The 25,364-nt window shown below is 66.6% G+C and carries 27 protein-coding genes and 1 pseudogene; 9 read left to right on the top strand and 19 right to left on the bottom strand.

Going from position 1 to position 25,364, the window contains the following annotated elements; genetic code table 11:
- Window positions 1-209: 209 nt before the first annotated feature.
- From DI605_RS01800 to ctrA, 7 genes are all read right to left on the bottom strand, one after another.
- Window positions 210-1,238, bottom strand: coding sequence for an EAL domain-containing protein (locus DI605_RS01800; protein WP_293968870.1), 1,029 nt, complete (start codon window positions 1,236-1,238; stop codon window positions 210-212).
- 247 nt (window positions 1,239-1,485) lie between these two features.
- The gene (locus DI605_RS01795; RefSeq protein WP_293968377.1) at window positions 1,486-3,102 is read right to left on the bottom strand and encodes a M20/M25/M40 family metallo-hydrolase; all 1,617 of its coding nucleotides are present in this window, start codon (window positions 3,100-3,102) and stop codon (window positions 1,486-1,488) included.
- 115 nt (window positions 3,103-3,217) lie between these two features.
- The gene (locus tag DI605_RS01790) at window positions 3,218-4,033 is read right to left on the bottom strand and encodes a transglutaminase family protein (RefSeq protein WP_293968374.1); all 816 of its coding nucleotides are present in this window, start codon (window positions 4,031-4,033) and stop codon (window positions 3,218-3,220) included.
- A gap of 111 nt (window positions 4,034-4,144) precedes the next feature.
- Window positions 4,145-5,080, bottom strand: coding sequence for an alpha-E domain-containing protein (locus DI605_RS01785; protein WP_293968371.1), 936 nt, complete (start codon window positions 5,078-5,080; stop codon window positions 4,145-4,147).
- Complete coding sequence (locus DI605_RS01780; protein ID WP_293968369.1) at window positions 5,080-6,561, bottom strand: circularly permuted type 2 ATP-grasp protein; 1,482 nt, start codon at window positions 6,559-6,561, stop codon at window positions 5,080-5,082. The genes DI605_RS01785 and DI605_RS01780 overlap by 1 nt, the downstream gene beginning before the upstream one ends.
- Before the next feature lie 166 nt (window positions 6,562-6,727).
- Window positions 6,728-9,199 carry a PhoX family phosphatase gene (locus DI605_RS01775; protein WP_293968366.1) on the bottom strand — a complete coding sequence of 824 codons (2,472 nt, stop codon included), beginning with the start codon at window positions 9,197-9,199 and terminating at the stop codon, window positions 6,728-6,730.
- Between the two features lie 237 nt (window positions 9,200-9,436).
- Entirely contained in the window at window positions 9,437-10,132 is a 696-nt protein-coding gene (ctrA, locus tag DI605_RS01770) for a response regulator transcription factor CtrA (protein WP_293968363.1), read from the bottom strand.
- Between the two features lie 147 nt (window positions 10,133-10,279).
- Here ctrA and DI605_RS01765 point away from each other — a divergent pair, with 147 nt between their 5' ends.
- Genes DI605_RS01765 through DI605_RS01750 form a run of 4 tightly spaced genes read left to right on the top strand, consistent with a single transcriptional unit; the run spans window position 10,280 to window position 12,094 of the window.
- On the top strand, window positions 10,280-10,975 hold the full coding sequence (locus DI605_RS01765) for an RluA family pseudouridine synthase (RefSeq protein WP_293968359.1): 696 nt from the start codon (window positions 10,280-10,282) through the stop codon (window positions 10,973-10,975).
- The gene (gene arfB, locus DI605_RS01760) at window positions 10,962-11,372 is read left to right on the top strand and encodes an alternative ribosome rescue aminoacyl-tRNA hydrolase ArfB (RefSeq protein WP_293968356.1); all 411 of its coding nucleotides are present in this window, start codon (window positions 10,962-10,964) and stop codon (window positions 11,370-11,372) included. The genes DI605_RS01765 and arfB overlap by 14 nt, the downstream gene beginning before the upstream one ends.
- 11 nt (window positions 11,373-11,383) lie before the next feature.
- Window positions 11,384-11,872, top strand: coding sequence for a GAF domain-containing protein (locus DI605_RS01755; protein ID WP_293968353.1), 489 nt, complete (start codon window positions 11,384-11,386; stop codon window positions 11,870-11,872).
- 45 nt (window positions 11,873-11,917) lie between these two features.
- Window positions 11,918-12,094, top strand: a complete 177-nt coding sequence (locus tag DI605_RS01750) for a hypothetical protein (RefSeq protein WP_293968351.1) — start codon at window positions 11,918-11,920, stop codon at window positions 12,092-12,094.
- Window positions 12,095-12,139: 45 nt separating this feature from the next.
- On the opposite strand, the gene DI605_RS01745 is transcribed toward DI605_RS01750, so the two are convergent.
- The 3 genes from DI605_RS01745 to DI605_RS01735 all read right to left on the bottom strand — a co-directional run bounded on the left by DI605_RS01745 (window position 12,140) and on the right by DI605_RS01735 (window position 14,498).
- Complete coding sequence (locus tag DI605_RS01745; RefSeq protein WP_293968348.1) at window positions 12,140-12,811, bottom strand: glutathione S-transferase family protein; 672 nt, start codon at window positions 12,809-12,811, stop codon at window positions 12,140-12,142.
- A gap of 118 nt (window positions 12,812-12,929) precedes the next feature.
- Window positions 12,930-13,115: a hypothetical protein gene (locus tag DI605_RS01740; RefSeq protein ID WP_293968346.1), complete on the bottom strand. Its 186-nt coding sequence runs from the start codon at window positions 13,113-13,115 to the stop codon at window positions 12,930-12,932.
- A gap of 195 nt (window positions 13,116-13,310) precedes the next feature.
- Window positions 13,311-14,498, bottom strand: coding sequence for a phosphatidylserine/phosphatidylglycerophosphate/cardiolipin synthase family protein (locus DI605_RS01735; protein WP_293968343.1), 1,188 nt, complete (start codon window positions 14,496-14,498; stop codon window positions 13,311-13,313).
- Between the two features lie 51 nt (window positions 14,499-14,549).
- Between DI605_RS01735 and rpoZ the strand changes: the two genes are divergently transcribed.
- From rpoZ to DI605_RS01720, 3 genes are all read left to right on the top strand, one after another.
- Complete coding sequence (gene rpoZ, locus DI605_RS01730; RefSeq protein ID WP_293968340.1) at window positions 14,550-14,891, top strand: DNA-directed RNA polymerase subunit omega; 342 nt, start codon at window positions 14,550-14,552, stop codon at window positions 14,889-14,891.
- A gap of 203 nt (window positions 14,892-15,094) precedes the next feature.
- Window positions 15,095-17,218 carry a bifunctional (p)ppGpp synthetase/guanosine-3',5'-bis(diphosphate) 3'-pyrophosphohydrolase gene (locus tag DI605_RS01725; protein WP_293968338.1) on the top strand — a complete coding sequence of 708 codons (2,124 nt, stop codon included), beginning with the start codon at window positions 15,095-15,097 and terminating at the stop codon, window positions 17,216-17,218.
- Complete coding sequence (locus DI605_RS01720) at window positions 17,215-18,309, top strand: MBL fold metallo-hydrolase (RefSeq protein WP_293968335.1); 1,095 nt, start codon at window positions 17,215-17,217, stop codon at window positions 18,307-18,309. Before DI605_RS01725 ends, DI605_RS01720 begins: the two co-directional genes overlap by 4 nt.
- Here DI605_RS01720 and nusB read toward each other — a convergent pair whose 3' ends face one another.
- Genes nusB through hisG form a run of 3 tightly spaced genes read right to left on the bottom strand, consistent with a single transcriptional unit; the run spans window position 18,310 to window position 20,706 of the window.
- On the bottom strand, window positions 18,310-18,768 hold the full coding sequence (gene nusB, locus DI605_RS01715; protein ID WP_293968332.1) for a transcription antitermination factor NusB: 459 nt from the start codon (window positions 18,766-18,768) through the stop codon (window positions 18,310-18,312).
- Window positions 18,765-20,051 (bottom strand): histidinol dehydrogenase, encoded by a 1,287-nt coding sequence (gene hisD / locus DI605_RS01710; protein ID WP_293968329.1) that lies wholly within the window; start codon window positions 20,049-20,051, stop codon window positions 18,765-18,767. Before hisD ends, nusB begins: the two co-directional genes overlap by 4 nt.
- Entirely contained in the window at window positions 20,041-20,706 is a 666-nt protein-coding gene (gene hisG, locus DI605_RS01705; RefSeq protein WP_293968326.1) for an ATP phosphoribosyltransferase, read from the bottom strand. Before hisG ends, hisD begins: the two co-directional genes overlap by 11 nt.
- 48 nt (window positions 20,707-20,754) lie before the next feature.
- On the opposite strand from hisG, the gene DI605_RS01700 reads away from it, so the two are divergent.
- Window positions 20,755-21,822, top strand: coding sequence for a DUF2332 family protein (locus tag DI605_RS01700; protein ID WP_293968323.1), 1,068 nt, complete (start codon window positions 20,755-20,757; stop codon window positions 21,820-21,822).
- A 21-nt stretch (window positions 21,823-21,843) separates the two neighbouring features.
- Here DI605_RS01700 and DI605_RS01695 read toward each other — a convergent pair whose 3' ends face one another.
- Both DI605_RS01695 and DI605_RS01690 read right to left on the bottom strand, forming a co-directional pair.
- Window positions 21,844-22,293: an NUDIX domain-containing protein gene (locus DI605_RS01695; RefSeq protein ID WP_293968320.1), complete on the bottom strand. Its 450-nt coding sequence runs from the start codon at window positions 22,291-22,293 to the stop codon at window positions 21,844-21,846.
- A complete protein-coding gene (locus DI605_RS01690) occupies window positions 22,290-22,577 on the bottom strand; it encodes a BolA family transcriptional regulator (RefSeq protein ID WP_293968318.1) in 288 nt (95 codons plus the stop codon). Before DI605_RS01690 ends, DI605_RS01695 begins: the two co-directional genes overlap by 4 nt.
- A 92-nt stretch (window positions 22,578-22,669) precedes the next feature.
- Between DI605_RS01690 and DI605_RS01685 the strand changes: the two genes are divergently transcribed.
- Complete coding sequence (locus tag DI605_RS01685) at window positions 22,670-23,206, top strand: J domain-containing protein (protein WP_293968868.1); 537 nt, start codon at window positions 22,670-22,672, stop codon at window positions 23,204-23,206.
- A gap of 9 nt (window positions 23,207-23,215) precedes the next feature.
- Here DI605_RS01685 and DI605_RS01680 read toward each other — a convergent pair whose 3' ends face one another.
- The 4 genes and pseudogenes from DI605_RS01680 to DI605_RS01665 all read right to left on the bottom strand — a co-directional run.
- Window positions 23,216-23,668 (bottom strand): SRPBCC domain-containing protein, encoded by a 453-nt coding sequence (locus DI605_RS01680; RefSeq protein ID WP_293968315.1) that lies wholly within the window; start codon window positions 23,666-23,668, stop codon window positions 23,216-23,218.
- Entirely contained in the window at window positions 23,665-24,153 is a 489-nt protein-coding gene (locus DI605_RS01675) for a VOC family protein (protein ID WP_293968313.1), read from the bottom strand. The genes DI605_RS01680 and DI605_RS01675 overlap by 4 nt, the downstream gene beginning before the upstream one ends.
- Before the next feature lie 10 nt (window positions 24,154-24,163).
- On the bottom strand, window positions 24,164-24,955 hold the full coding sequence (locus DI605_RS01670) for a VOC family protein (protein WP_293968311.1): 792 nt from the start codon (window positions 24,953-24,955) through the stop codon (window positions 24,164-24,166).
- 37 nt (window positions 24,956-24,992) lie between these two features.
- Window positions 24,993-25,328 (bottom strand): annotated as a pseudogene (locus tag DI605_RS01665) (DUF1428 domain-containing protein); the annotation flags it as partial.
- Window positions 25,329-25,364 lie beyond the last annotated feature (36 nt).

Genomic DNA, 25,364 nt, shown 5'->3' with positions numbered 1-25,364 from the left:
ATGATCCAACTGCGATGATTATATGGCCACCGCGTGCCGGGGTAAGATGTTGATAAGGTCCTCGAAATGCCATCGAGGTGGTTGCTTTGCATGTCAGCAATCAGAACGGGTTGTACATCGAGGCCTCCCTGTCGAAGGCACAACCGCGCCTTCGACTCGGGATATAGCCCGGCCGGCACCGATGGTAAAGTGGAAAAGTTAAATTGAAATTAAGCTTGTCTCTTAGCCGTCCCCTCCTCGGCTTGCGTCTCCATTCCTGACACCCCCGCCGCAGACTTGGCCCACGGGAAGGCGACAGGCATTGCGGGTTCCCCCGCTGCGTCGCGTGTGTCGAGAAATGCCCTGAGTTCGCCGAGCGGCATCGGCTTGGCGATGAGATAGCCCTGCATCAGATCGCAGCCCATGACGCGCAGCAGCGCCATCGTGGAGGCTGAATCGACGCCCTCCGCCGTGACTTCCATTTCCAGCGCATGCGCCAGATCGATCGTCGAGCGGACGAGCAGGGGATCGCGGTGACTGGTCGAAAGACCCGAGATGAACATCCGATCGATTTTCAACTCGCGCGCCGGCAACTGCTTCAGATAAGCGAGGCTGGAAAGGCCGGCGCCATAATCGTCGATCGCGACATGCACGCCCGCATCCGCGAACAGATGCAGGTTGCGAAGCGCGCCGGCTGGATCGGCGATCATCGCCGTCTCGGTGATCTCGATGCCGATCGGCGCGCTCGCCGTGCGGATCGTATCGAGCATCCACTGCGCGAAATCGCGATCGGCCAGCAGATAGGCCGAGACATTGATGTTGAACGGCAGGGGATGCCCGCAGGCGCTGAGGCTGCGCTGCTCGTTGATCGTCTGGCGCAGCACCCATTCGGTGATCCGCCGGATCTCGCCGCGCTGTTCGGCCACGCCGATGAAATCGCTGGGGCTGACAAGGCCATGCTCCGGATGGCGCCAGCGGACGAGAGTCTCGATCGCCTCAATCGTGCCGGTGCGCGCGCGCATCTTCGGCTGGTGGACCAGGAAAAGCTGGCCGCGCACGATCGCGGCATCCAGATCGTCTGCGAGTTGTTTCTGGCCGGTGCCCGAATCGGTCGCGGCAGCAGGCGCCTCGTCTTCCCGAAGCTGGATCTGCCGCGCGGACCGGCCGCCAAGGCGCACGCCCAGCACGCAAGCGCCGAAGATCGCGGCCATCATGGCCGCGAAGATCGCGATTGCCGAAGGAGGATCGAGCGAAATCACCAAGCGATTTTGTCCACAGTTGGTGAAGAAAGCCTTAAGCCGGCGCTAACCATGTCCATAGGGGCCACCTTAAGGATGGTTAACAAAGATTGGGGCCGGAATCAAACGTTTCGACGGTTTCCATTTTGTTAAGTATCTGAAATCACGTCTCCGGGAGCGGGAAAGCTGCCTTCCCGGACCGGCCGGACCGGGGTCCGGCCATGCCGTAACGGAGGCGGAATATCCGTTCCCCTTCGCCTCCGTTCGCTCAATCGTCGGTCGGATTGCGGTAGCGGAATGGATCATTGTCCAAAGGTGTGGTGGGCAGGGGCGAGGGCGGGATCGCCTTGTCCGAATTGGCGGCCGACCACAGCACGCTCGCCAGAATGAGCGCCGCCTGCCGCATATCCTGCGCGCGCAGATGATCGTAGGTGTCCACGCTGGAATGGTGGGTGCGGCTGCCATAATCCAGCGGATCCTGGATGAACTGGAAGCCGGGCAGACCCACCGTCTGCATATAAACATGGTCGGTGCCGCCGGTCTTCGCCGCGACCACCGTCGTCGCATCCAGCCCGGCGAGGGGCGAGAGCCATTCCTTCAGCATCGGCACCGCCGCGAAATTGCCCTCGGCATAAAGCCCGCGCAGCCGTCCGCCGCCATTGTCGATGTTGAAATAGCCGGCGAGGTCGCCATAGCCCGGCAGCTTCGTGATCGGATAGGTGCGGCTGTTGAAGCTCGGCCCCAGCGCCGCTTTCTCGGGGTCGGGATTGAGTGGCCGGCTCGCCAGATGCTGGCGGACATAGGCGTCGGAGCCGTGAATGCCCTGTTCCTCGCCCGCCCACAGGGCGAAGCGGATCGTCCGCCGGGGCGTGCCCATCGTCTTCAGGATGCGCGCGGCCTCCATGATGATCGCGCTGCCGGCCGCGTTGTCGGTCGCCCCGTCGGCGGCGATCCAGCTGTCGAGATGCGCGCCGGCCATCACATAGCCGGCCTTCGCGTCGCTGCCCGGCAGATCAGCGATCACATTATAGGCGTTGCGGTCGCCATCCTCGAAATGGACGTTGGAATTGATCTCCAGCGTGACCGGACCGGTCCTGGCCAGGCGGGCGAGGCGGCGATAATCCTCCTGCGCGATTTCCACCGCCGGCAGCGCCGCCGTATCCCCCACGGCATAGCGATAGCCGGTGCCGTGGACGAGGCCGCCCGGCCGTGCCGACATGATCGCATAGCCGACGGCACCCTCGGCCTTCAGGAAGGCGTCCAGCTTGCGTGGCCAGATGGTGCGATCATAGCGGGGCTTGTCCCAGTCCGGATCGAAGCTTGGCTGCTCCACCTTGTCGAGTTTCGCGATGTCCCCGCTTTCCAGCCGCTTGAAGGGGGCGGTCGTCTCGTCGATCGCGGGGGCTGGCCAGGTGACGAGCACGATCTTTCCGGCCAGCTTGCCGCGCCATTCGGTGAAATCGCGTTCCCTGTTCATCGGCGCCACGATGATCGGCGCGGTCAGCGCGCCGCCGGTGCCGGGTGTCCAGGCGATCGGGATCGATCGCAGCATGATGGGGCGGGGCGCCACCATCCGCACACTGGCGCTCTCGATCCACCAGCCGCGTCCGAAATCGAAGCCTTCCTTGTGAACGTTCGAGAGCCCCCAGGCCTTGAACTGGTCCTGGGTCCACGCCTCCGCCGCGCGCATCGCGGGTGAATTGGTGAGCCGGCCGCCGATCCGGTCGGTCAGATAGGCTGCGGTCTGCATCACCTGGCTATGCGCGAAGGCCTGATCGGCGATCCGGTTGACGGTCTGCGGATCGGGCGCAGCCGCGGCGCCGGGTGAGGCGATGGCGGCTGCGCCCGCCAACAGCATCGCCGGAAATCTAAGCTGATCGCGCATATCGTTCCCCCTGTTTCGGGGAAGCTAGAGCGATTTCGCAGCGGGTGGAATCACCTGTCGATCGGAAAAGATGCGGGGAGCGGGCGCCCCTCGCCGGCGATCCCGAAGCCGCCGGTCAGTCCTGGCGCGCGGGCTCCGGGCCGACATGGACGTCGATCGCCAGCGCCTCGTGGCCACCGCCCGTGCGCAGGCCCGATATGGGCGCGGCCTCGCGATGATCGAGGCCGATCGCGACGCGCACATGATGTTCGCGCGGGCAGCACCCCTCGAAGGAATCGAAGCCGATCCAGCCATAGCCGTCGACCCAGATTTCCGCCCAGCCGTGGGCGGCATGGCCGCCTTCCCCGCCGGGGCGGTAGAGATGGCCCGCCACGTAGCGCGCCGGCAGGCCGGCGCTGCGGGCGGCGGCGATCAGCACATGGGCATTGCCCTGCGGATCGGCAGCGCGCGCGGCAAAGCGCGCCGCGGCGGAATGATCGGTGGCGGGGTCGGCTTCGGCGGGCTCCATCCAGTCCGCAACGGCTTCGGCCAGAGCGTGCGCGCGGGGCTGCGCCTCGGCGGGCAGGGCCAGTGCCGCGATATGATCGGTCAAAGCCTCGTCCGCGCGGGTGAGCGGGGTGGACTGAAGATAATAAGCGGGCGGCAATGTCTCGACGGTGCCGATCACCATGCCGGCGCGATCGTCGGTCAGCACCTCGCCCGAAACCTCGATCGCGATCTGCGCGAGCGGGCCATCGAGATAGAGCATCGTCGTTTCGTTGCCATAGCCGTCGCGCGCGGATTTCAGCCGCGCATCGCGATCGACATCGATCCGCCACGAAACGATCGACTGCCCGGCATGATTGCCCGGCGTGAGCCGAAGGAGCTGGACGAGCCGCGCCTGCGGCTCCGAGAAGCGATATTCGCTGCGATGTTTGACGAAGAGGCGCACGACTCAGGCTTTAGGCGAGCCGGTGTGTCGCGGACAAGCGGGCGAAAGGTCTTGCCCGGCCGTCATGCCGCGAAAGGCGGGCCGCGTGGCGATCTGCCGCCCGGCCGGGGATCATCCGAAGCGGAACTGCGCGGCGATGGCGCGATCCAGCCGCGCATTCTCGATCAGGAACGCTTCGAGATATTCGTGCAGGCCCTGGCCAAACACGCCGTCAATGTTCGTGCGCGCGAGCATGGCCTGCCGCTGGCGTGCAAGCCGGTCGGCCTCGCCCTGCCGCCCCAGCCGCTTGCCGATGAAGGCGAGATGCCCGAGCACCTCGTCCGCCGATCCGGAAAGACTGCGCGGCAGCTCCGATTTCAGGATCAGCATGTCGGTGACGAGCCAGGGCTTGAGCTCGTCATGATAGAGCCAGCGATAGGCGGTATTGGCCGAAACGGTGTGAAGGATGGTCGTCCATTGATCGCGATCGATCACGCCGCCCACCTTCTCGCCTTCCGGCAGCAGCAGATGATATTTCACGTCGATCAGCCGCGCGGTGTTGTCCGCCCGCTCGATCGCGGCGCCCAGCCCCAGGAAGGCATAGGCCTCGTTGCGGAGCATCCGGTGGAGCGCGCCCTCGAATCCGCGGGTTTCGGCACGGATGCGCTCGATCACGGACAATGTCTCGCGCGTGTCGCCCATGTCGATCACGTTGCGCAGGCCCAGCCACGCGCGGTTGACGGTTTCCCAGGCATCGCGGGTCAGCGCCGTGCGCACCGATTTGGCGTTCCAGCGCGCGGCATCGAGGCAGGCGCGAATCGAACTGGGATTGTTCGCCGCAAGCGTCAGGAAGTTCGAAACCTCGCGCGGGCGCAGATCCGCGCCGGTGGCGGCGAAGCCCCGGTCGGCGCCCACCACCAGCAGCGCGCTTTCCCAGGCGGTGGCGCCGGCCGGGCGCGCGGAAAGCGCATCCAGCCGCACGGTCGCCTCGATCAGGCGGGCGGTGAACTCGGCGCGTTCCACATAGCGGCCGATCCAGTAAAGCGAGGCGGCGGTGCGCGAGAGCATCAGCCCTGCCCCTGCGACTGGCCCGTCGAGCGCGGAAGCGAGCAGATATCGGGCGTGTCACTCAGGATCAGGCTGTCCTTCGTGCCGCCCCCCTGGCTGGAATTGACGACCAGCGAACCCTCCTTGAGGGCGACCCGCGTCAGCCCGCCCGGCACGATATGCACGCCATCCGATCCGCTCAGCACGAACGGGCGGAAATCGACATGGCGGGGCGCGATGCCCTTTTCGGTGAGCGTCGGCACGGTGGAAAGCGCAAGCGTGGGTTGCGCGATATAGCGGTGCGGCTCGGCCTTCAGCGCGGCTCGGAAATCCTCGATCTGCTGCCTCGTGGCGGTGGGGCCGACGAGCATGCCATAGCCGCCCGATCCGTCCACCAGCTTCACCACCAGCTTCTCGAGATTGTCGAGCGTGTATTTCAGTGCCTGCGGCTCGCGGCAGCGATAGGTTTCCACATTGGGCAGCTTCGCCTCGCCGCCCGAATAATATTTCACGATTTCCGGCATATAGCTGTAGATCGCCTTGTCATCGGCGATGCCGGTGCCCGGCGCGTTCACCAGCGCCACATTGCCCGCCAGATAGGCCGCGATCAGCCCCGGCACGCCCAGCAGCGAATCCGGCCGGAAGAAGAGCGGATCGATATAATCGTCGTCGATGCGCCGGTAGATCACATCCACGCGCACGCGCCCGTCGATCGTGCGCATCCACACGATATCGTCGTCCACCTCCAGATCGGCCGGCTCCACCAGCTCGATCCCCATCGAATCGGCGAGGAAGCTGTGTTCGTAGAAAGCCGAATTGAAGTGGCCCGGCGTCAGCAGCACGCAGACGGGCTCCGATCCGCGCCCGCGCGGGGCGACCGAACGCAGCGTATCGCGCAGCAGATCCGGATAGCGATCCACCGGGCAGACGTTGAAGCGGTGGAAGATTTCGGGGCACAGGCGCAGCATCGCCTCGCGATTTTCCAGCATGTAGGAAACGCCGGAAGGCGTGCGCGCATTATCCTCCAGCACCCAGAAATCGTCCGGCCCGGTGCGGACGAGATCGATGCCACAGATATGCGCGAACACGCCGTGGGGCGGCTTCTGGCCGGCCAGGAAGCCCCGGAACTGGGGATTGGCGAGCACCAGTTCCTGCGGCAGCACGCCATCCGCCAGGATCTTGCGCGGGCCATAGACGTCCGCAAGGAAGGCGTTGATCGCCTCCACGCGCTGGACGAGCCCTTCCTTCAGCCGCTCCCATTCGGGCGCGGTGAAGATGCGCGGCACGATATCGAAGGGGATGATCCGCTCGGCGCTTTCCTCATCGCCATAGACGGCGAAGGTGATGCCAAGCTGGCGGAAGGCCGCCTCCGCGGCCTTCTGCCGGCGATCCAGTTCGCTGTCGGGCGTTTCCTCCAGCCACGCCCCCAAGGCGGAAAACTCCGCTCGGGGCTGGTCGCCGCCATTCCCGAAAATCTCATCAAAAGCGGCCGGAGAGGTCATCGGGCTCCTTGGTCTCGAAGGACGACGGGCAGACTGCAACGCCTCGCGGCGCTGCACAAGTGCCTAACGGTGCACCTGCGAAAAGCGTTGCGCCGGGCGGGATTTCGTCCCCCCGGCGCAGCATTTCGGCAACTGCCGCCTCCATCGTGGCCCGTTGCGGCGCGGGTCAGAGGCCCACCACCCCGCCGTCATTCTTGGTGATGACGATCGTGGCCGATCGCGGGCGCACGCCCGGTGCCGCAGTGCCGCTCTGGTTGGCCGGCCAGTTGCTGGTGATGTTGCTGGGCGATCCATTCTCGCCGGGATGCTGGATGTTCACAAACAGCGAGCGGCCGTCCGGCGTGGTGTCGATGCCCGTGATCTCGCATTCCTTGCAGCCGACGAGGAAGCGGCGCAGCGTCGTCCCCGGCGCCTTGCCGATGCGCGTCGCCTGCGTGGCGTTGGCCGTGCCGATCGTGTTGGTGATCGTGCGCGTGCCGCCATCGCCGACAGTGCCGGGCTGGGCGGCCAGCAGCATGCAGTTGGTGACGTCCGTATAGGCGCCATCGTCCGTCTCGATCCACATCACCGGGTTGACGAGGCCGGATGCGTTGGACGTGCGGCCGAACCAGAGCCCGTCCGGCGACGAGAAATCATTGGTCGCATCGAGGCCGGAAAGGTTGATGTTCGTCGGATTGAGATCGGATCCCGCGCCGAATGCGTAGATATCCCAGGCGAAGGTGGCCGCCTCGGTCGTGTCGGCTGTTTCGCGCAGGCGGATGATGTGGCCGTTGGCATTGCCGTTGGTGACGGTGCCGTTGGTGCGCGGATCGGTATAGGCGCGCGGGTTGGCCGCATCCGTATTGGCAACGGTGCGCGAACTGTTGTTGGTCAGCGTGCAATACATCTCGCCGGTCGAGGGGTTGATCGCCGTCCATTCCGGCCGGTCCATCTTGGTGGCGCCCAGCACGTCCGCCGCGAGGCGGGCGTTGACGAGCACGTCCGCCTGATCGGCGAAGGCATAGGTGGCGTTGGTCGCGGTCAGGCCGCCCTGGCCGAAGATCAGCGGCAGCCACGTGCCGGTGCCGTCGGCGTTGAACCTGGCGACATAGAGCGTGCCCGTGTTCAGATATTTGTCGCCCGTCGCCAGACGATCGCTGGGGCTCGCATCGGCCGCGACCCAGGGCGTGGCCGAGACGAACTTGTAGATATATTCGTTCTGGGCATCGTCCCCCATGTAAAAAGCGGGCTTCACGCCGATCACGGTGCGGCCCGCCCAGCAGCCCTCATGATTCATGCGGCCCAGCGCCGTGCGCTTGCGCGGGGTGGAGGTGCTGGTGAAGGGATCGATCTCCACGCACCAGCCGAACTGGTTGGCCTCATTGCGGAAATCGCCCGTGCCGTCGGCGGCGGCGCCGGCCAGCGCGGTGATGTTCCAGCGGCGGTAGAGAGTGCTCGTCGTATCGGCGGGCGCAACGGTCGCCCAGCCATAATTGCCGGCGCGCCCTTCGGGGATTCCATAGCGGGCAAGGGCGACATTGGCCTTGGCGGTCGATCCGCCGCGCGTGGCGACATCGCCCGTCTCGCGGCGGAAATAGCCGGCCCAATTCTCCTCGTTGGTCATGTACGTGCCCCAGGGCATGTAGCCGTTGGCGCAATTGTTGATCGTGCCGCGCCCGGCGGCGCCGGTGGGGGAGAAAGCGGTGCGCAGCGCGGCGTTGCCGGCCACGGGCCCCGCGAAGCTCGTTCCCGTCAGCGGCGTGACGCGCCGGTTGAGTGTGCCCGCCTGCACATAGCTCCACGCGCCGCCGGAGGAGGCGCGGACGATCTCCACCACGGAGATGCCGTGGCATTCCATCTCCTTCAGCGCCTCCGCCTCGGGGCGCACGCCGCCGGTGCTGGTCGCGCCGCTCGGGTGCAGATAGGCCTGGGTGATATTCTCGTGATTCAGCACGAGCAGGCCGCGCAGGCTGTTTGTGGGATCGGGCGACGTGCCGGTCGCGGCGAGACCGAAATAGGACATGCCATCATGATGATCGCCGGCGCGGCCCGAATAGCCGCTGTCCGTGCCGTTGTTCGCGAAGGCGGAGGTGGCCGTGTTGATCGGATCGCCCAGGCGATACAGCACCGTCACGGAATAGCCGTCCGGCACCTTCACGATATCGTCGAGGCTCTTGGGAACGGCCGTGAAATCGATCTGCGCGGGCTGAACGGTCACGGTCGTGTCCGCGGTGACGGCGCCGCCGCTGCCGCTCGCGCTGTAGCGGAAGGTGAGGATCGTCGATGCGGAGACGCTGGGCGCGATGAAGGTCGCGGTCGTGCTCGTCTTCGTGTCGAAGGTCACGGCCGGGCCGCTCACCTGCGTCCATGCGTCGGCGCCGGCGGTGGCGTTGGCGGTGGATCCGGAAAGCGTGACGGCCTTGCCCGATCGCGTCGTCATCGCGGCGCCGGCATTGACGACGGTGCCCGTGCCGGAAGCGAGCGTGCTGCCATCGCCGCCGCAGGCGGAAACCATGCCGCCGAGCGTTGCCACCGTCAGCGCGGAAATCCCGCCGAACAGGGTCTGCCGGCGCGAATAACGCTGGTCGATAATGTCGTGGATGCTGGGATTGGCGCTGACGTTCGCATCGATCAGTCCGTCATCATATCCGTTTGTCATCGTAGCCCCCTAAAGCTCCAGGTGGCTGCGCCTCTGAAGGCGTTGGATGACTCGTACATGACGGATGGAAGACGTCTGTGCGTCACGGGCGGATCGGCGATCGAATATCGCCCGTCATTCCGGAATTCGGTGCCGGTGCGTGTTGCGCGCTCCGGCCACATGAACTCTCCGACAAGGCCCCGCCGGATCCGCGATGAAGCGGATCAGGCGAGGGCGCTGTCGAGTGCGTTCATGATATCAGGCGACTTTCGAAACCTCTTCGGGTTCGCGCAGCACATAGCCACGGCCCCAGACCGTCTCGATATAATTCTCACCGCTGCAGGCGAGGCTCAGCTTCTTGCGAAGCTTGCAGATGAAGACGTCGATGATCTTCAGTTCGGGCTCGTCCATCCCGCCATAGAGATGGTTGAGGAACATTTCCTTGGTCAGCGTTGTGCCCTTGCGCAGCGAGAGCAGCTCCAGCATCGCATATTCCTTGCCGGTCAGGTGGACGCGGCTGCCATCGACCTCGACGGTCTTGGCATCGAGATTCACCGCGAGCTTGCCGGTGCGGATCACGGATTGGCTGTGGCCCTTCGAACGGCGCACGATCGCATGGATGCGGGCAACCAGCTCTTCGCGGTGGAAGGGCTTGGTCACATAATCGTCGGCGCCGAAGCCGAGCGCGCGCACCTTGGCGTCCGTCTCGGAGGTGCCGGAAAGGATCAGCACAGGGGTCTGCACGCGGCTGACGCGGAGCTTCTTGAGCACCTCATAGCCGGTCATGTCCGGAAGATTAAGGTCCAGCGCGATCAGGTCGTAATCATAGAGCTTGCCCAGATCGAGGCCTTCTTCGCCCAGATCGGTCGTGTAGACGTTGATGCCTTCCGCGCCGAGCATCAGTTCGATGCTGCGTGCCGTGGTGGGATCATCCTCGATCAGCAGAACCCGCATGTGCCTAACCCTTCGTTATCATACCCCCGACGGAGCCCCTCCGCCTGTCGTTCATACTTATTACCGGAAAAAGTTAATGTTCGTTTAAAAACGATACCAGCTCGTCAACGATCGTAAACGGCGGTGGTGTCCCGCACAGGGTTTTTCATGAACATCGCATGCTACAATGGTCGAATGCCGCCACTTAACATCCTTTATGAAGACGCAGAATCCCTGATTATCGACAAGCCGGCGGGGCTCCCCGTCGATCGTCCCCGCACGGGTGGCGAATCGCTCGAGGGGCGGCTCGATGATCTGAGATTCGGGTTCGCCCGGCCGCCCGTGCCCGTTCATCGGCTGGATCGCGATACGTCCGGCTGCCTGCTCCTCGCGCGCAATCCCAAGGCGCTGCGGCGGTTCGGGGTGGCCTTTGAGGAGCGGCAGGTCGCCAAATCCTATCTCGCGATCGTCGCGGGCGATGTCCCGTCGGAAGGGGAGATCGACCTGCCCCTCGCCAAGACGAGCACGGCGGAGCAGGGCTGGCGGATCGTGCCGGCGCGTTCCGGCAGGCCCGCGCGCACCCGCTGGCGCCTGCTCGCCCGGTCCGGCGCGCAATCCCTGCTCCTGCTCCTGCCCGAAACCGGGCGCACGCATCAGCTGCGCGTCCATCTCGCCAGCGGGCTCGATCGGCCGATCATCGGTGACCCCGTCTATGGCGCGGCGTCTGCGGATGGCATGATGCTTCACGCGTGGCGGCTCCATGTTCCGCGCGCGAACAAGCCGCCGATCGATGCGCAGGCGCCGCTGCCACCCCGCTTCGCCGCGCATGGCTTCGGTCCGGAGGCGCTGGATGGCCTCGCCTGAGCCGCCGCCTCTGCCCGAAGGCGCGCTCGAGGAACGCTTCCTCGCCGCGACCGGGCCGGGCGGGCAGAATGTGAACAAGGTCGCCACGGCGTGCCAGCTGCGGCTCGACGTCTATGCGCTGGGTCTCGCGCCGGATGTGTTCGCACGGCTCAAGATGCTGGCCGGCAGCCGCTGGTCGGCGGGATCGATCCTCGTCACGGCCCGCCGCTTCCGCACGCGCGAGGCCAATCGCGAGGATGCGCGCGCGCGGCTCGCGGAAATGGTCGCGCAGGCCCATATCCGCCCGGAACGACGCGTGAAGACCAAGCCCAGCAAGGCGGCCAAGGCCCGCCGGGTGGAGGCGAAGTCCCAGCGCGGCGCGATCAAGCAGGGCCGGGCCAAGCCCCGGATCGAATAGGACGGGCCTTCATGTATCAGTTCGATATCGCCGCCGCCGACAAGGCATCCCTCTATCGGGATCTGGAGCAGGCGCTGGACGCGCTCACCACCGGTGAGCCCGATCCGATCGCCAACATGGCCAATGCCGCCGCGCTGCTGTGGGAATATCTGCCCGATCTCAACTGGGCGGGCTTTTACCGCAACGTGGCGGGGGAGCTGGTGCTCGGCCCCTTCCAGGGCAAGGCGGCCTGCATCCGCATCCCGTTCGGCAAGGGGGTTTGCGGTGCCGCCGCCGCCACGCGGGAAACGCAGCGCGTGGAGGATGTGCACGCCTTTCCCGGTCACATCGCCTGCGATGCGGCGTCCGCGTCCGAACTGGTCGTGCCGATCCTGCACGATGGCCGGCTGATCGGCGTGCTGGATCTCGACAGCCCGATCGTGTCGCGCTTCGATGCGGAGGATCAGGCGGGCTGCGAAAGGCTGATGGCGCTGCTCGGCCCTCGCGTCACGACGCGTTAACAGTCCGCAACACACAGGCAATGCGGGTCGCATTATAAGCGGCCCATGACAAGCATCCTGCGTCCGCTTCTGCCGCTCCTCATGCTGATCCCGCTGATCGCGATCACGGGTGTTGCGCGGGCGGCCGCGCCTGTGGCGGCCACCGCTTCGGCCCGGCCGGCATCGGCGTCGCCGGCCCCGGTGCTTCGCTGTGCCCGCACCGGTGTCCGGATGATCTGCTGAAGCGCCTTCCGCTTTGATCTTATGGGCGCGCCGGTCCGCCGCGCGCTAGAAATCCAGCTTGTCGTAATGGTCCGGCGGGCCGATCACTTCCATCCTCTCGGCCAGCAGCGGCCGGAAGCTCGGCCGGCTCTTCATGCCGGAATACCAGTGGCGGGTCCGCTCATGCCCGCGCCAGTCGATCCCGCCGAGATAATCCGCCACGGATATGTGCGCCGCCGCCGCGAGATCGGCCAGGCTGAAGAGCGGCCCCGCGATCCAGCGGCGATGATCCAGCATCCAGTCGACATAATCCAGATGGCTGTTCGCCGCCCGCATCGCCTCGCGCAGGATCTTCGCGTCAGGTGACAGGCGGTGGACGAGCCGTTTCTCCATCCGCTCGAACATCAGTGGACGCACCACCTCGTCATGGAATTTGTGATCGAACCAGGCCGCGAGCCGGCGGATCTCGGCGCGGTTGGCGGCCGTACCCGGCAGCATCGAGGCGCGCTCGATCGTCTCTTCCAGATATTCGCAGATGGCCGACGAATCGATCAGCGGCAGGCCGGAACTCTTGTCGATCAGCACCGGCGTCTGGCCGGCGGGATTCATGTCGACGAATTCGTCGCGCTGCTCCCACGGGCTTTCGCGGATCAGCTCGCAGCCTTCCCCCTTCTCGCCGAGCAGCAGCCGGACCTTGCGCGAGAACGGACACAACGGAAACTGATAGAGCTGCCACATATTGGCGGTACGTTATGCGCGGGCCGCGCAGGATTCCAGCGCCGCCTTGCATGCTTTTCGGGCTTCGGCGGGAACAGATGGCGAAACCGGGGCCGCATCGCGGCCCCGGCCCCTGGGTTCAGCGGTTGCGATCGCCACCCTGCTGATCGCCGCGCCCGGCCTTGTCGCCATCCTTCGAATCGCGATCGTGCTGATCGCGATTCTGCTGGTTCTGCTGGCGATCGGCCTGCTGGTTGCGATCCTGCTGCTGATTGCGGTCGGCCTGTCCGGGGCGCTGTTCGCCGCCGGCGTTATTGTTCGCCATGATCTACTCTCCTGTGGTTATAACCCTCTGAGGGGCTTGGATAAAACGGTTCCGCTGCTTCGCCGTTCCCGCCGTTGCGACGAATCGAGGGCGAACCCGCCGAACCGATCGATGCCTGCCTGGGGCTGGCCGAAAATCCGCCAACGCCGCTTCGTGCTGCTTCTCTGTCCGGCGGGGCGATCACTGCCGGCCGGCTCAGAACTCCAGTTTCTCCCCGCCGAAGTTCAGTCGGCGGGTCACGTTCGCGTCCAGCACGGCCATCACGAAATAGGCTATGCCCCAGCGAAGCCGGTCGAGCAGGCCTGCCCGCGCCACCAGGGCGGGCGTGATCCGATTCGAATCGGCCACCTCGCCCTCGAAATAGCGGCGCATGTGCGCGGCGAAGGCCGGATCCGAGATGCGCAGCATCAGTTCCAGATTCAGGAACAGGCTGCGCATGTCGAAATTCGCCGATCCGATGTGGACGACCTCGTCGATCACATAGAGCTTCGTGTGCAGGCGCTGCGGCTGATATTCGAACACGTGCACGCCGCGTTTCAGCATGCGCCTGAACAGATGGCGCGCGGCCGCCACCGCCACGGCATGATCGGATCGCGATGGCGTGATGACGCGTGTCGTCCCCCCGCGCTCCGCCACCCGCTCGATCCGCCGCATCATCAGCGGATGAGGCGCGAAATAGGCGGAGATGATGTCCAGCCGGCGGGCATGCTTGATCTCGCGCTTCACGGTCTGTGCCCAGGGGGAAAGCCGCCGCGTGGGGCCGCCGAGCAGCCAGCGCACATTGCCGCCGCGATGCTCGCTCCACCGGCCGAGCGCCGCGCGCAGATCGCGCAGGCGGGGCCTCGGCTGGTGCGTCCATTCCGCCAGCGCGTCGAAATATCCGGTGAGCCGCTTCGCCGCGGGGCCTTCCACCCACAGGCCCAGATCGCGCCAGCCGGTGACGTCCTCGAAATAATCGTCCTGTATGTTGAAGCCGCCGATGATGACGCGCGCTTCGTCCGCCAGCGCCAGCTTCTGGTGGTTGCGGAGCAGATAGCGTCGGCCGAGGCGCGGAAGGAACCGGCAGACATCGGCGCCGGCGCCGGCCACGCCATCGAAGAAATCGTCGGGCACGGAACTGCCGAAACCGTCGACGATCAGCCGCACTCGCACGCCCCGTCCCAGCGCCGCCAGCATCGCCGCGCGCACCCGGCGCCCGGCCGCATCATCGCAATAGATGTAGTAAAGCAGCCTCAGCGATCTTTGCGCGCCATCGATCAGCGCGATCAAGGCCTCCAGCCTCTCGCTGCCGCCGATGAGCGGCCGGAGGCGATTTCCATCGACCTCGAAGCAGGGCGCATCGCCTGCCCCTTCGGAAAGATTGACTTCCGGGGCGTGGTTCATTAGATCGCCGGTCCTTCCGAAAGCCCGAAATTTGAAGAGCGAGGCGTTTCCATGGCGCGCGTAACGGTCGAAGATTGCGTCGACAAGATTCCCAATCGTTTTGACCTCGTGTTGCTGGCCGCTCAACGCGCGCGCCAGATTTCCGGTGGCGCCGAACTGACCATCGATCGCGATCGCGATAAAAATCCGGTCGTCGCGCTGCGCGAGATCGCCGAGGAGACCGTGCTTCCCGACGAGCTTCAGGAGATGGTCGTCTCCAATCTGCAGCGCGTGCAGATCGACGATGAGGATGCGCCCGACGCGGTCGGCTCTCTCGCCGCTTCGGCCGAGGCGCTGCGCCTCACCGCCGCAGCTCCGCCGCGCAACCAGAGCCTCGGCGCGGATTACGAATAAGGCCGGCGCTCCCGCGAAAAGCGGGAGCCCGAAACCCTCGACGGGGCGGCCCACGGCCGCCCTTTTCCGTGCGCGTCCGTGTGCGTGACAACCGGCCGGACTGTGCCTCCCCGGTCACGCCCGTTTCGATCCCGTATCTCCTCCGGCGCGAAAATATGGATCGGCGCTTGCCTTGAGGCGCGCCCGCGCCCCATCTTGGCTGTGTGCTGCGCCAATATGAGCTTGTCGATCGGGTCCTGAGCTACGATCCCGCCGCCGACGAGGCGCTGCTGAATCGCGCCTACGTCTTTTCGATGGCCGCGCATGGCAGCCAGATGCGGGCGTCGGGCGATCCCTATTTCAGCCATCCGATCGAGGTGGCCGGCATCCTGACCGATCTCCATCTGGACGACGAGACGATCGCCACCGCCATCCTCCACGACACGATCGAGGATACGGTCGCCACGCAGGAGGAGATACAGGCGAAGTTCGGGCCTGCCGTTGCCCGCCTCGTCGATGGCGTCACCAAGCTTTCCAAGATCGAGGCGCAGAGCGAGAGCGAGCGCGCCGCCGAAAATCTCCGCAAGTTCCTGCTGGCGATGTCGGACGATATCCGCGTGCTGCTCGTGAAGCTGGCCGACCGGCTTCATAACATGCGCACGCTCCATCACATTCCAAAGCCCGAAAAGCGCCGCCGCATCGCGCGCGAGACGATGGATATCTATGCGCCGCTGGCCGAGCGGATCGGCATGTACAGCTTCATGAGCGAGATGCAGACGCTCGCCTTCAAGGAACTGGAGCCCGAAGCCTATGCCTCCATCACCAGGCGGATGGAGCAATTGCGGGCGGGTGCGGGTGATCGCGTCGCGCGCATCACCTCCGGCCTCAAGCTGCTGGTGGGGCAGAAGGGCATCAAGGCCGAGGTGCAGGGCCGCGAGAAGCAGCCCTTCTCGATCTGGCGCAAGCTGGCCGAACGCCATGTCAGCTTCGAACAACTGACCGACATCATGGCCTTCCGCCTGATCGTCGAGGATATCGAGCAATGCTATCAGGCGCTGGGCATCATCCACCAGCGCTGGCCGACCATTCCGGGCCGTTTCAAGGATTATATCTCGACGCCGAAGCGCAACGGCTATCGTTCGCTGCACACCGCCGTGATCCATTCGGAACGGGTGCGCATCGAGATCCAGATCCGCACGCGGGAGATGCACGAGCAGGCTGAACATGGCGTGGCCGCGCACTGGGCCTACAAGCAGGGCCAGCCGATGCGCGGCGAAAGCTATGGCAGCTGGGTGAAGGATCTGGTCGAGCTGGTCGATACCGCCGCCAGCCCGGAGGAACTGCTCGAAAACGCCCGCATGGCGATGTATCAGGATCGCATCTTCGCCTTCACGCCGGCGGGCGAGCTGATCCAGTTGCCGAAGAATGCCACGCCCGTCGATTTCGCCTATGCGGTCCATACCGATCTGGGCGATCAGACGGTGGGCGCCAAGGTGAATGGCCGGGTCGTGCCCTTGCGCACCACGCTCAACAATGGCGATCAGGTGCAGATCCTGAAATCGAAGGCGCAGGAGCCGCAGCCCGCCTGGGAGAGCTTCGCCGTCACCGCCAAGGCGCGCGCGGCGATCCGGCGCTATGTGCGCCAGAAGGATCAGGCGGAATCGGTGGCGCTCGGCCGGCAATTTTATGATCGGATCGTCGCACGCCTGCCAGCGCAGCTGGGGCCGGATGCGCTCGCGCTCGCTCTCAAGCGGCTGCGCCTGCCCGATGCCGATCGGCTGATGGGCGCGATCGCGCGGCGGCAGATCACCGATGAACAGGTGATGGAAGCGCTGATGCCGGGCTCCACCGGCGAGGGGCAGGCGCCGGCCAAGACGGGGGCGGCCCAGCGCTCCATTTCGATGAAGGGGCTCACGCCCGGCGTGGCCTTCACGCTCGCGCCCTGCTGCACGCCGGTGCCTGGCGATCGCATCGTCGGCGTGCGCCTGCCGCATGCCCCCGTGGAGGTGCATGCGATCGAATGCCCGGTGCTGGCGAGCGCGGCCGAGGAGGATTGGATCGATCTCGCCTGGGGGGATGGCAGCGAGGGCGGCACGGCGCGGCTCCAGGTCGTCGTCCGCAACGAGCCGGGATCGCTCGCCGTGATGGCGGGCATCTTCGGCACGCAGGGCGCCAATATCGTCAATCTCAATCTCGCCCAGCGCGATGCCGGCTTCCACACCTATCAGGCGCTGATCGAGGTTCATGATCTCCAGCATCTGACGCGCATCCTCGCCTCGCTGCGCGCGGCCGATGCGGTGGTGCGCGCCGAGCGGATGGAGCCTGCGGTGGCGGCCGCCGCCGAGTGAGGGTGCGCGGCGGCCGGCGGGGCGACGTCATCCGGCGCGGATCCGCCCTGCTGGCCGCGATTACGCTGGGTGGCTGCGCGGTGCCGAGGATCGCACTCGGCGCGCTTCCTCCCAGCGATCATTTCGATGGCCAGCGCTTCTTCAATCCCGATGGCCGGCAGGGCACGGGCGGAGACCAGAGCCGGCATGGCGTGTCGATGCTGGAGCGGATGATCTCGCCCGGCCATCGGACATGGCCGAAATCATTGCCTGTCACGCCATCACGTCCGCCCGCGCGCGTGCCGGGCAGCGCGATGCTGGTCACGTGGATCGGCCATTCCAGCGTGCTGGTGCAGACTCAGGGGCTGAACATCCTGATCGATCCGGTCTGGGCGCAGCGCTCCTCGCCCGTCAGTTTCGCCGGGCCGAAGCGGGTGCGCCAGCCGGGCGTGCGGCTGGCCGATCTGCCACCCATCGATCTGATCCTGCTCAGCCACGATCATTATGATCATCTGGATACGGGGACGATGAAGCGCCTGTGGCGGCGCGATCGCCCGCTGATCGTGACGGGCCTCGAAAATGATCGCCTGCTGGCGCGATACGGGATCAAGGCGGTCGCGCGGGATTGGGGCGGCCGCGTTCCGTTCCGCCCCGGCATCGATGTGATCGTGAACCGCGCCCATCACTGGAGCGCGCACGGGCCGGGCGATCATGATCGCTCGCTCTGGATCGGCTTCACGATCACGCTGCCCGGCGGCAACCTCTATTATGCCGGCGATACGGGGCCGGGCGACATGCGCTGGGCGCCGGAGGCGCGCGCGGCGGGGCCGGTGCGCTTCGCTTTGCTCCCGATCGGGGCTTATCATTTCACCGGCCCCGTGACCGACAATCATATCGGGCCGGACGATGCGGTGCGGGCGTTCGGCCAGCTGGGCGCGGCCTATGCGCTCGGTGTCCACTGGGGCACGTTCGAACTGACGCCCGAGGGGGTGAACGAGCCGCGCGACAAGCTGGGGATCGCGCTCCGGCGCGAGCGGATCGATCCGGCGCGCTTCCGTGCGCTCGAGGCGGGTGAGACCTGGTGGATCCCGCTCATGCCCGGCGCGGGATGATCAGACGCGGAGCTTCTTGCCGATCTTGTCGAGAATGCCGTTCACGAAGCCGGTCTCGCGCTTTTCGTAAAAGGCATCGGCCACGTCGACATATTCGGTGATGACGGCGGCGGTCGGCACGTCGATCCGCGCCATCAGTTCGTAGGTGCCGGCGCGCAGGATCTGCCGCAGCGGACGATCCAGCCGGGCGAGGTTCCATCCCGAGGCCAGATGCGCCTCGATCGTCGCGTCGATTTCCTCCGCGCGCGCGGAAACGCCGCGCACCAGATCATCGAAGAAGGCGACTTCGGCGCGTTCGTAGCGCTCCTCGTCTATCTCGGCGCCCAGGCGATGCTGGTGGAATTCGTCGAGCAGGCGCGCGAGCGGCGTATTCTCCATCTCCTGCTGGTAGAGCGCCTGCACGGCGGCAAGGCGCGCCGCCGAGCGGGAGCGCGAGCGGGCGTTGGGCGCGCCGCTCACAGCCGCACCGCCACCGAGGCGGCATGGGCGGGTAGCCCCTCCGCATGGGCCAGCGCGACGGCCGCGGGGCCGATGGCCCGCAGGCTCGTCTCCGTGCAGGCGATGAAAGAGGTTCGCTTCATGAAATCCAGCACTGACAATCCCGAGGAAAAACGCGCGCGCCGCCCGGTGGGCAGCACGTGATTGGGGCCGGCCACATAATCGCCCACAGCTTCGGGGGTGTGGCGGCCAAGAAAGACGGAGCCCGCGTGGCGCACGCGGGCGAAAAGCGCATCCGGATCGGCCACGGCCAACTCCAGATGCTCGGCGGCGAGCCGGTCGACGAGCGGCATCGCCGCATCGAGCGCCGGCACCACGATGATCGCGCCGTTCGCATCCCAGGCGGCGCCGGCGGTGGCTTCTGTCTGAAGCCGGGCGAGTTGCGCGTTCACTTCGGCCGCGACGGCATCGGCAAAGGCCGCATCGTCGGTGAACAGGATGGACTGGCTGGTCGGATCATGCTCGGCCTGGCTCAGCAGATCGGCCGCGATCCATGCGGGGTCATTCTGCCCATCCGCCACCACGACGATTTCGGACGGGCCGGCGACCATGTCGATGCCGACCACGCCGAAAAGCTGGCGCTTGGCCTCCGCCACCCAGGCATTGCCGGGGCCGACGATCACATCGACCGGCTTCACCCTGTCCGTGCCATAAGCGAGCGCGGCGATGGCCTGCGCGCCGCCAATGCGGAAGATCTCGTCGACGCCGGCGATTTCCGCCGCCGCCAGCACGAGCGGGTTGATCTCGCCGCCCGGCGTGGGCGTCACCATCGTCAGCCGATCGACTCCGGCCGCCTTGGCGGGAATCGCGTTCATCAGCACGGAGGAGGGATAGGCGGCGCGCCCGCCGGGCACATAGAGGCCGGCTGCGTCCACCGCCCGCCAGCGCGCGCCGAGGCGCACGCCTGCGGCATCCATCTCGTCGCGATCGGCGGGCCGCTGGGCGGCGTGATAGGCTGTGATGCGCTCGGCCGCGAGCTCCAGCGCGCTGCGCAGATCGGGTTCGAGTCCGTCGAGCGCCGCGCGTCGCGTCGCGCGGTCCACCTCCCAGCCACCGGCATCCGGATCATGCCGGTCGAACCGTGCCGTATAGTCGCGCACGGCATCGTCGCCGCGCGCGCGCACGGCAGAGACGATCGCGGCGACATCGCGCGACACATCCTCGTCCGCCTCGCGCCGCGCATTGACCAGCACGTCGAACGCGGCGGCGAAATCGGGCGCTTCCGCATTCAGCCTAAGCGGCACTTTTCGTCTCCACCGCCGCGCGGAAGGCCTCGATCAGCGGGAGGATCTGCGCGGCGCGCGTCTTGAAGGCGGCCCGGTTCACGATCAGCCGCGCGGAGACGTCCGCGATCCGCTCCACCTCGACCAGCCCGTTCTCGGCCAGCGTGCGCCCGCTCGAGACGAGATCGACGATCCGGCTGGAAAGGCCCAGAACGGGGGCGATCTCCATCGCGCCGTTCAGCTTCACGCATTCGGCCTGCACGCCGCGCGCCTCGAAATGGCGGCGGGTGACGTTGGGATATTTGGTGGCCACGCGCACATGGCTCCAGCCGCGCGGATCATCCTTCATGGCCATGTCGGCGGGCTCCGCCACCGAAAGCCGGCAATGGCCGATGTCGAGATCCACGGGCGCATAGAGTTCGGAATAATCGAACTCCATCAGCACGTCCGATCCCACCACGCCCATCTGCGCCGCGCCATGGGCGACGAAGGTGGCGACATCGAAGGCGCGCACGCGGATCAGGCCGATATCGTCGCGATCGGTGGCGAAGCGCAGCGCGCGGCTGCCCTCGTCGCTGAAGGCCGGTTCGGGCCGGATGCCGGCATGCGCGAACAGCGGCATCACCTCGGAAAGGATGCGGCCTTTGGGGACGGCGATGATCAGCGGCTGGCTCATGGGAGCGCGCGCTTTACTCGGCCCCCTCCGGAGGAGCAATGCCGGCGCATGGCCGACGATGCACGCAATCGCGATTCCTTCCGCTGGCAGGCGGAATTCTGCGCCAAGAGCGGGATGCGGATCATCACGCGTGTCTGCTCCGGCCTGGCCGACGCGCTCGATCACACGACGCGCACGGGCGCGCGGGTGCTCGGCTGGCCGGGCGATCCCATCGCGGATGCCTTGCCGCTCCGGCTCGTCGGCGGTGTCCACGCTCTGTATCGCGCGCGGCGCGCGCCGGCGCTGGTGCCGCTGTTCGAGGATGAGGAGCATGATCCGGCGGTGATCGCGGCCGTGATCGCGCAAACGCTGGCGGCGCATGACGACGCGCTTTGGGCGTGGCTCGACGGGCCGCCCCAGACGAACGAGGCGGCGCGCTCCGCCGTGCTGATGTCGGGCCTGCTCGCTCTGGCCGATCGTTTCCGGCACGGGCTGGGCACGCCCGTCCGCTTCGAATTGCTGGAGATCGGATCGAGCGCGGGGCTCAACCTGATGATCGATCGCTACGGCTTCGATCTGGGCGCTGTGCGTGTCGGCCCGGAAAATCCGGAGATCCTGATCGCACCCGAATGGCGCGGCGCGCCGCCGCCCGACGTGCGGATCGAGATTGCCAGCGTGCGCGGCGTCGACAAGACGCCGATCGATCTTTCCAGCGAGGAATCGGCCGAGCGGCTGATGGCCTATGTGTGGGTGGATCAGCAGGACCGGATCGAGCGGACGACCAGGGCGATCGAAATGGCGCGCGCCGATCCGCCGCATCTGGGGGAGGGGGACGCGGCCGACTGGGTGGAGGCGCGCCTCGCCGAGCCGCAGCCCGAAGGTACGGCGCGCGTGCTGATGCACAGTATCGTCTGGCAATATCTGCCGCCGGAGGGGCAGGCCCGGATCGAGGCGGCGATGGCCATGGCCGGCGCGGCCGCGACGCCGGATCGCCCGCTCGGCTGGGTCGCCTATGAAGGCGAGCGCGCGCTGAAGACGCATGGACTCACCATCCGGTCATGGCCGGGCGCGGGCGAGACGGAGCGACTCGGCTCCGCCCATCCCCATGCTGCGTGGATCAGCTGGGAGCGGGGATAGGCCGGCTATCGGCCGCCGCGATCACCATATGCCCCGTTCCGCCAGCATCTCCGGCAGGTCCGCAGGAAAGTAGGGTTCGCCAAGCGCCGCCAGTGCCGCGCGATCGAACCAGCGATGCTCCTGCATCACCGCCCGTTCCAGCGCGGTATGGCCGTCCGTCGCCACGGTGGTATCCGGCGCGCGGACGAGGAAATAGCGCTCGTCGGCGGAGACGGGCACGCCTTCGATCGTGACGAATTCCACCTGCCGTCGCGCGACCTGCGCGCCGCAATCCAGCATGAGCCCGGTCTCCTCGCGCAGTTCGCGCGCCGCCGCCTGCTCATAGCTCTCGCCCGGATCCACAGCCCCGCCCGGCGTGCACCAGAAAGGCGGGCGATCCGAAGGCACGAAGCGGAACATCAGCGCCCGCCCCGCCGGATCGACGAGCAGGATGCGCGAGGCGGGGCGCAGCGCGCGCGGAGCCTCGCTCACGCTTCGGCCGGAGCCTTGGCCTTGATCGCCAGCGCATGGACGCGTTCGGCCAGCAGCCCGGCCAGTGCCTGATTGACCATGCGGTGCCGGTCCACGCGGGATCGGCCGGCAAAGGCCTCCGCCACGATCTCCACCGTGAAATGGCTTTCGCCGCGCGCGTCATGGCCGGCATGGCCGCGATGTTTCTCGCTGTCGTCGATCACGGCCAGCCGTTGGGGGGAAAGGGCGGAGCGCAGGCTGCGCTCGATCTCGGCCGCGACCGGCCCGGTTTTCTGCTCGCTCATCGCCCCTATATAGGTCGTTTTGCCGGGGAGATGACAAGGTGGCGGACGGGGCACGGAACACACGCTTTCACGGCCGGGTGCCGGGCGAGCGGATGTGCTCGGCACCTGGCTGTTCCCAGCCGGGCGAGTTTCGCGCGCCGCTGGAAAGCGGCCATCGTTCCGATTTCGATGGGCCGGGCGACTGGCGCTTCCTGTGCCTGGATCATGTTCGCGAGTTCAATCAGCGCTATAATTTCTTCTCCGGCATGACGGCGGAGGAGATTGCCGCCCAGCAGCGGCCCTATGCGGGCTGGGAGCGGGAGACGCGCGCTTTCTCTGCCGCAGGCGCCGATCTGCCGCCCAAATGGGCCGATTTCCACGATCCGCTGGATGCAATCCAGGCGCGTTTCCGCGCGACGCGGCCGGAGGAGCGCAAGGATGGGCGGCCGCTTTCGGGCGAGGATCGCACGGCGCTGAAGGTGCTGGGGCTGGAGGTGGATGCTGATCGCCGCGCGCTGCGCGAACGATATTCGGAGCTTGTCCGCCGCTATCATCCCGATCGGAACGGCGGGGATCGCAGCCACGAAGGCGCGCTGCAAAAGGTGATCGAGGCCTATCAGCTTCTCCGGAAAGCGCCCGCTTTCGCGTAAGCCTTTCCGTCACCCGATCCGTTTCGCCACCTCTTCCCATTGCTCGGCCACCTTGGCCCAGCCCTGTTCGAAGCCCATCGCCCTGTGCTGCTCATAGGCGTCCCGGCTCCAGTGGCGCGCGCGGCCGCGATAGAGCGTCTTGGTTCCCTGCGGCTCGAATTCGAAGAAGCCGACCATGAACGGACCGGCCGGCTTCCAGCCCAGCTGGAACGCATCGGTGAACACGATCAGCCGCTCGGGCACCACCTCCAGATAGACGCCCTCGTTGGGCATCACCTCGCCGTTCGGGCCATACATGGTGACGGCCGAACGGCCGCCCGCGCGCAGATCCATCACCTGCACTTCGGCGCGCCACGGCGGCGGGCAGAACCATTCGTTCAGATGATCGGTATAGGCTTTCCACAGCGCCGCGACCGGCACGCCCATCAGCCGTTCGATGGAAAGCTCCAGCGCATCGCTCATGCATCCTCTCCCCGGAAGGCGCGCTCGATCGCGGCCACATCGATCCTTCGCATCGTCATCATCGCCTCCATCGTCCGCCTGGCGGCCGCGCGATCGGGCGAGGCCATCGCCTCGTTCAGCGCGCGCGGCGTGATCTGCCAGGAAAAACCCCAGCGATCCTTGCACCAGCCGCAGGCGCTCTCCACGCCGCCATTGCCGACGATCGCGTCCCAGTAGCGATCCGTCTCCTCCTGATCCTCGGTCTGCACCATCAGGCTCACCGCCTCGTTGGGCTGGAAGATCGGGCCGCCGTTGAGGCCCAGGAAGGGCCTGCCCAAAACGGTGAATTCCACCGTCAGCTCCATGCCCTGATGGCCGCCCGGAAAGTCCGCCGCCGCCGCCGCGACGGGTCCGACATGGCTGTCGGGAAAGACGCTCGCATAGAATGAGGCGGCCTCGCGCGCCTCGCCATGATCGAACCAGAGGCAGGTGACGAGCTTCTCCATCGCCGCCGCCTCAGGTAATCGGGGCGGAGACGAAGCCGACCGCGGCACCCTGCGGATCGATCGCGAGGATCACACGCTCGCCGCCGGGCACCTCCATCGGCCCCATCACCACCTGGCCACCTTCGGCCCGTATCGTCTCCACCGCCGCATCCACATCCGCGATGCGGAAATAGAAGATCCAGGCGGCCACGGGCTGGTTGGGCTGCTGGCGCATCACCGCGCCGAAGGGCTCGGTGCCATGAGCGGTGCGCAGGAAATGATATTCCCCCATTTCGCCCATCGGCATCGCGCCTTCCTTCACGAAGCCGAAGAGCGTGCCGTAGAAATGGAGCGCCGCCGCATCATCCGGCGCGATCAGCTCGTTCCAGCTGCAATGGCCCGGCGCCCGGCGATCATAAGCGGTGCTGCGCTCGTCCGGCTCGCCACGCATCACATAGATGTTCACGCCCTGCGGATCGGCCAGGAAGGCGAAGCGGCCCACGCCGGGCATGTCCATCGCCGGCATGTGCAGCCTGCCGCCCCGCGCCTCGATCGCGTCGACCGCCGCGTCGACATCGTCCACGCCGATATAGCCGTGCCATGTCGGCCGCATCGGCGCGCCATCGGGCAGCTTCATCAGGCCGCCGGCATTCTGGCCGTCAGGCGCGGTGAGGATCCGGTAATCCATCGGGGAAGGCTCGCCGTTCAGCACGGCGCGGGCGATCGTCCAGCCTGCCACTTTCTCGTAAAAGGCCTGCGCCGCGTCCGCATCGCTCGTCAGCAACTCGTACCAGATCCATTCGCCATGATGGTTGCGTGGCATCGTCTCTCTCCTTGCTGGTCGCCTTCCCGATGAGGCCTTATCGATCGAGGATCGGCGCGAATCCGCCGAACATCATGCGCTTGCCGTCAAAAGGCATGTCGGCGGGCGGGGTCTTCATCCGATCATCCGCCAGGAAGGTCTGCATGCCGGTGTCGCGCACAGCGCGGCTCGGCCATTCAACCCAGGAGAAGACGATCGTTTCCCCTTCGGCCGCGTGCGTGGCGCGATGGAAATCGGTGATGTGCCCGTGCGGCACATTGTCGCCCCAGGCCTCGACATAGCGGGTCACGCCATGATCGCGGAAAATCGCGCAAACGGTGCGGGCCAGGCTCAGATAGGCCTCCCGATTGGCCGCCGGCACGGCCAGCACGAAGCCATCGACATAGCCCATGTCGCCGCCCGGCCCCTC

The organism is Sphingomonas sp. (assembly GCF_003248515.1).
In the GTDB taxonomy this organism is placed as follows: Bacteria; Pseudomonadota; Alphaproteobacteria; order Sphingomonadales; family Sphingomonadaceae; genus Sphingomonas_I.
This window is presented reverse-complemented; position numbering and strand designations above follow the sequence as displayed.

Excerpts from the sequence above, each read along its gene's own strand:
- DI605_RS01795 (WP_293968377.1), bottom strand. The coding sequence starts at position 3,102 with ATGCGCGATCAGCTTAGATTTCCGGCGATGCTGTTGGCGGGCGCAGCC.
- DI605_RS01785 (WP_293968371.1), bottom strand. The coding sequence starts at position 5,080 with ATGCTCTCGCGCACCGCCGCCTCGCTTTACTGGATCGGCCGCTATGTG.
- DI605_RS01780 (WP_293968369.1), bottom strand. The coding sequence starts at position 6,561 with ATGACCTCTCCGGCCGCTTTTGATGAGATTTTCGGGAATGGCGGCGAC.
- DI605_RS01775 (WP_293968366.1), bottom strand. The coding sequence starts at position 9,199 with ATGACAAACGGATATGATGACGGACTGATCGATGCGAACGTCAGCGCC.
- ctrA (WP_293968363.1), bottom strand. The coding sequence starts at position 10,132 with ATGCGGGTTCTGCTGATCGAGGATGATCCCACCACGGCACGCAGCATC.
- DI605_RS01765 (WP_293968359.1), top strand. The coding sequence starts at position 10,280 with ATGAACATCGCATGCTACAATGGTCGAATGCCGCCACTTAACATCCTT.
- arfB (WP_293968356.1), top strand. The coding sequence starts at position 10,962 with ATGGCCTCGCCTGAGCCGCCGCCTCTGCCCGAAGGCGCGCTCGAGGAA.
- DI605_RS01755 (WP_293968353.1), top strand. The coding sequence starts at position 11,384 with ATGTATCAGTTCGATATCGCCGCCGCCGACAAGGCATCCCTCTATCGG.
- DI605_RS01750 (WP_293968351.1), top strand. The coding sequence starts at position 11,918 with ATGACAAGCATCCTGCGTCCGCTTCTGCCGCTCCTCATGCTGATCCCG.
- DI605_RS01745 (WP_293968348.1), bottom strand. The coding sequence starts at position 12,811 with ATGTGGCAGCTCTATCAGTTTCCGTTGTGTCCGTTCTCGCGCAAGGTC.
- DI605_RS01740 (WP_293968346.1), bottom strand. The coding sequence starts at position 13,115 with ATGGCGAACAATAACGCCGGCGGCGAACAGCGCCCCGGACAGGCCGAC.
- DI605_RS01735 (WP_293968343.1), bottom strand. The coding sequence starts at position 14,498 with ATGAACCACGCCCCGGAAGTCAATCTTTCCGAAGGGGCAGGCGATGCG.
- rpoZ (WP_293968340.1), top strand. The coding sequence starts at position 14,550 with ATGGCGCGCGTAACGGTCGAAGATTGCGTCGACAAGATTCCCAATCGT.
- hisG (WP_293968326.1), bottom strand. The coding sequence starts at position 20,706 with ATGAGCCAGCCGCTGATCATCGCCGTCCCCAAAGGCCGCATCCTTTCC.
- DI605_RS01700 (WP_293968323.1), top strand. The coding sequence starts at position 20,755 with ATGGCCGACGATGCACGCAATCGCGATTCCTTCCGCTGGCAGGCGGAA.
- DI605_RS01690 (WP_293968318.1), bottom strand. The coding sequence starts at position 22,577 with ATGAGCGAGCAGAAAACCGGGCCGGTCGCGGCCGAGATCGAGCGCAGC.
- DI605_RS01685 (WP_293968868.1), top strand. The coding sequence starts at position 22,670 with ATGTGCTCGGCACCTGGCTGTTCCCAGCCGGGCGAGTTTCGCGCGCCG.
- DI605_RS01680 (WP_293968315.1), bottom strand. The coding sequence starts at position 23,668 with ATGAGCGATGCGCTGGAGCTTTCCATCGAACGGCTGATGGGCGTGCCG.
- DI605_RS01675 (WP_293968313.1), bottom strand. The coding sequence starts at position 24,153 with ATGGAGAAGCTCGTCACCTGCCTCTGGTTCGATCATGGCGAGGCGCGC.
- DI605_RS01670 (WP_293968311.1), bottom strand. The coding sequence starts at position 24,955 with ATGCCACGCAACCATCATGGCGAATGGATCTGGTACGAGTTGCTGACG.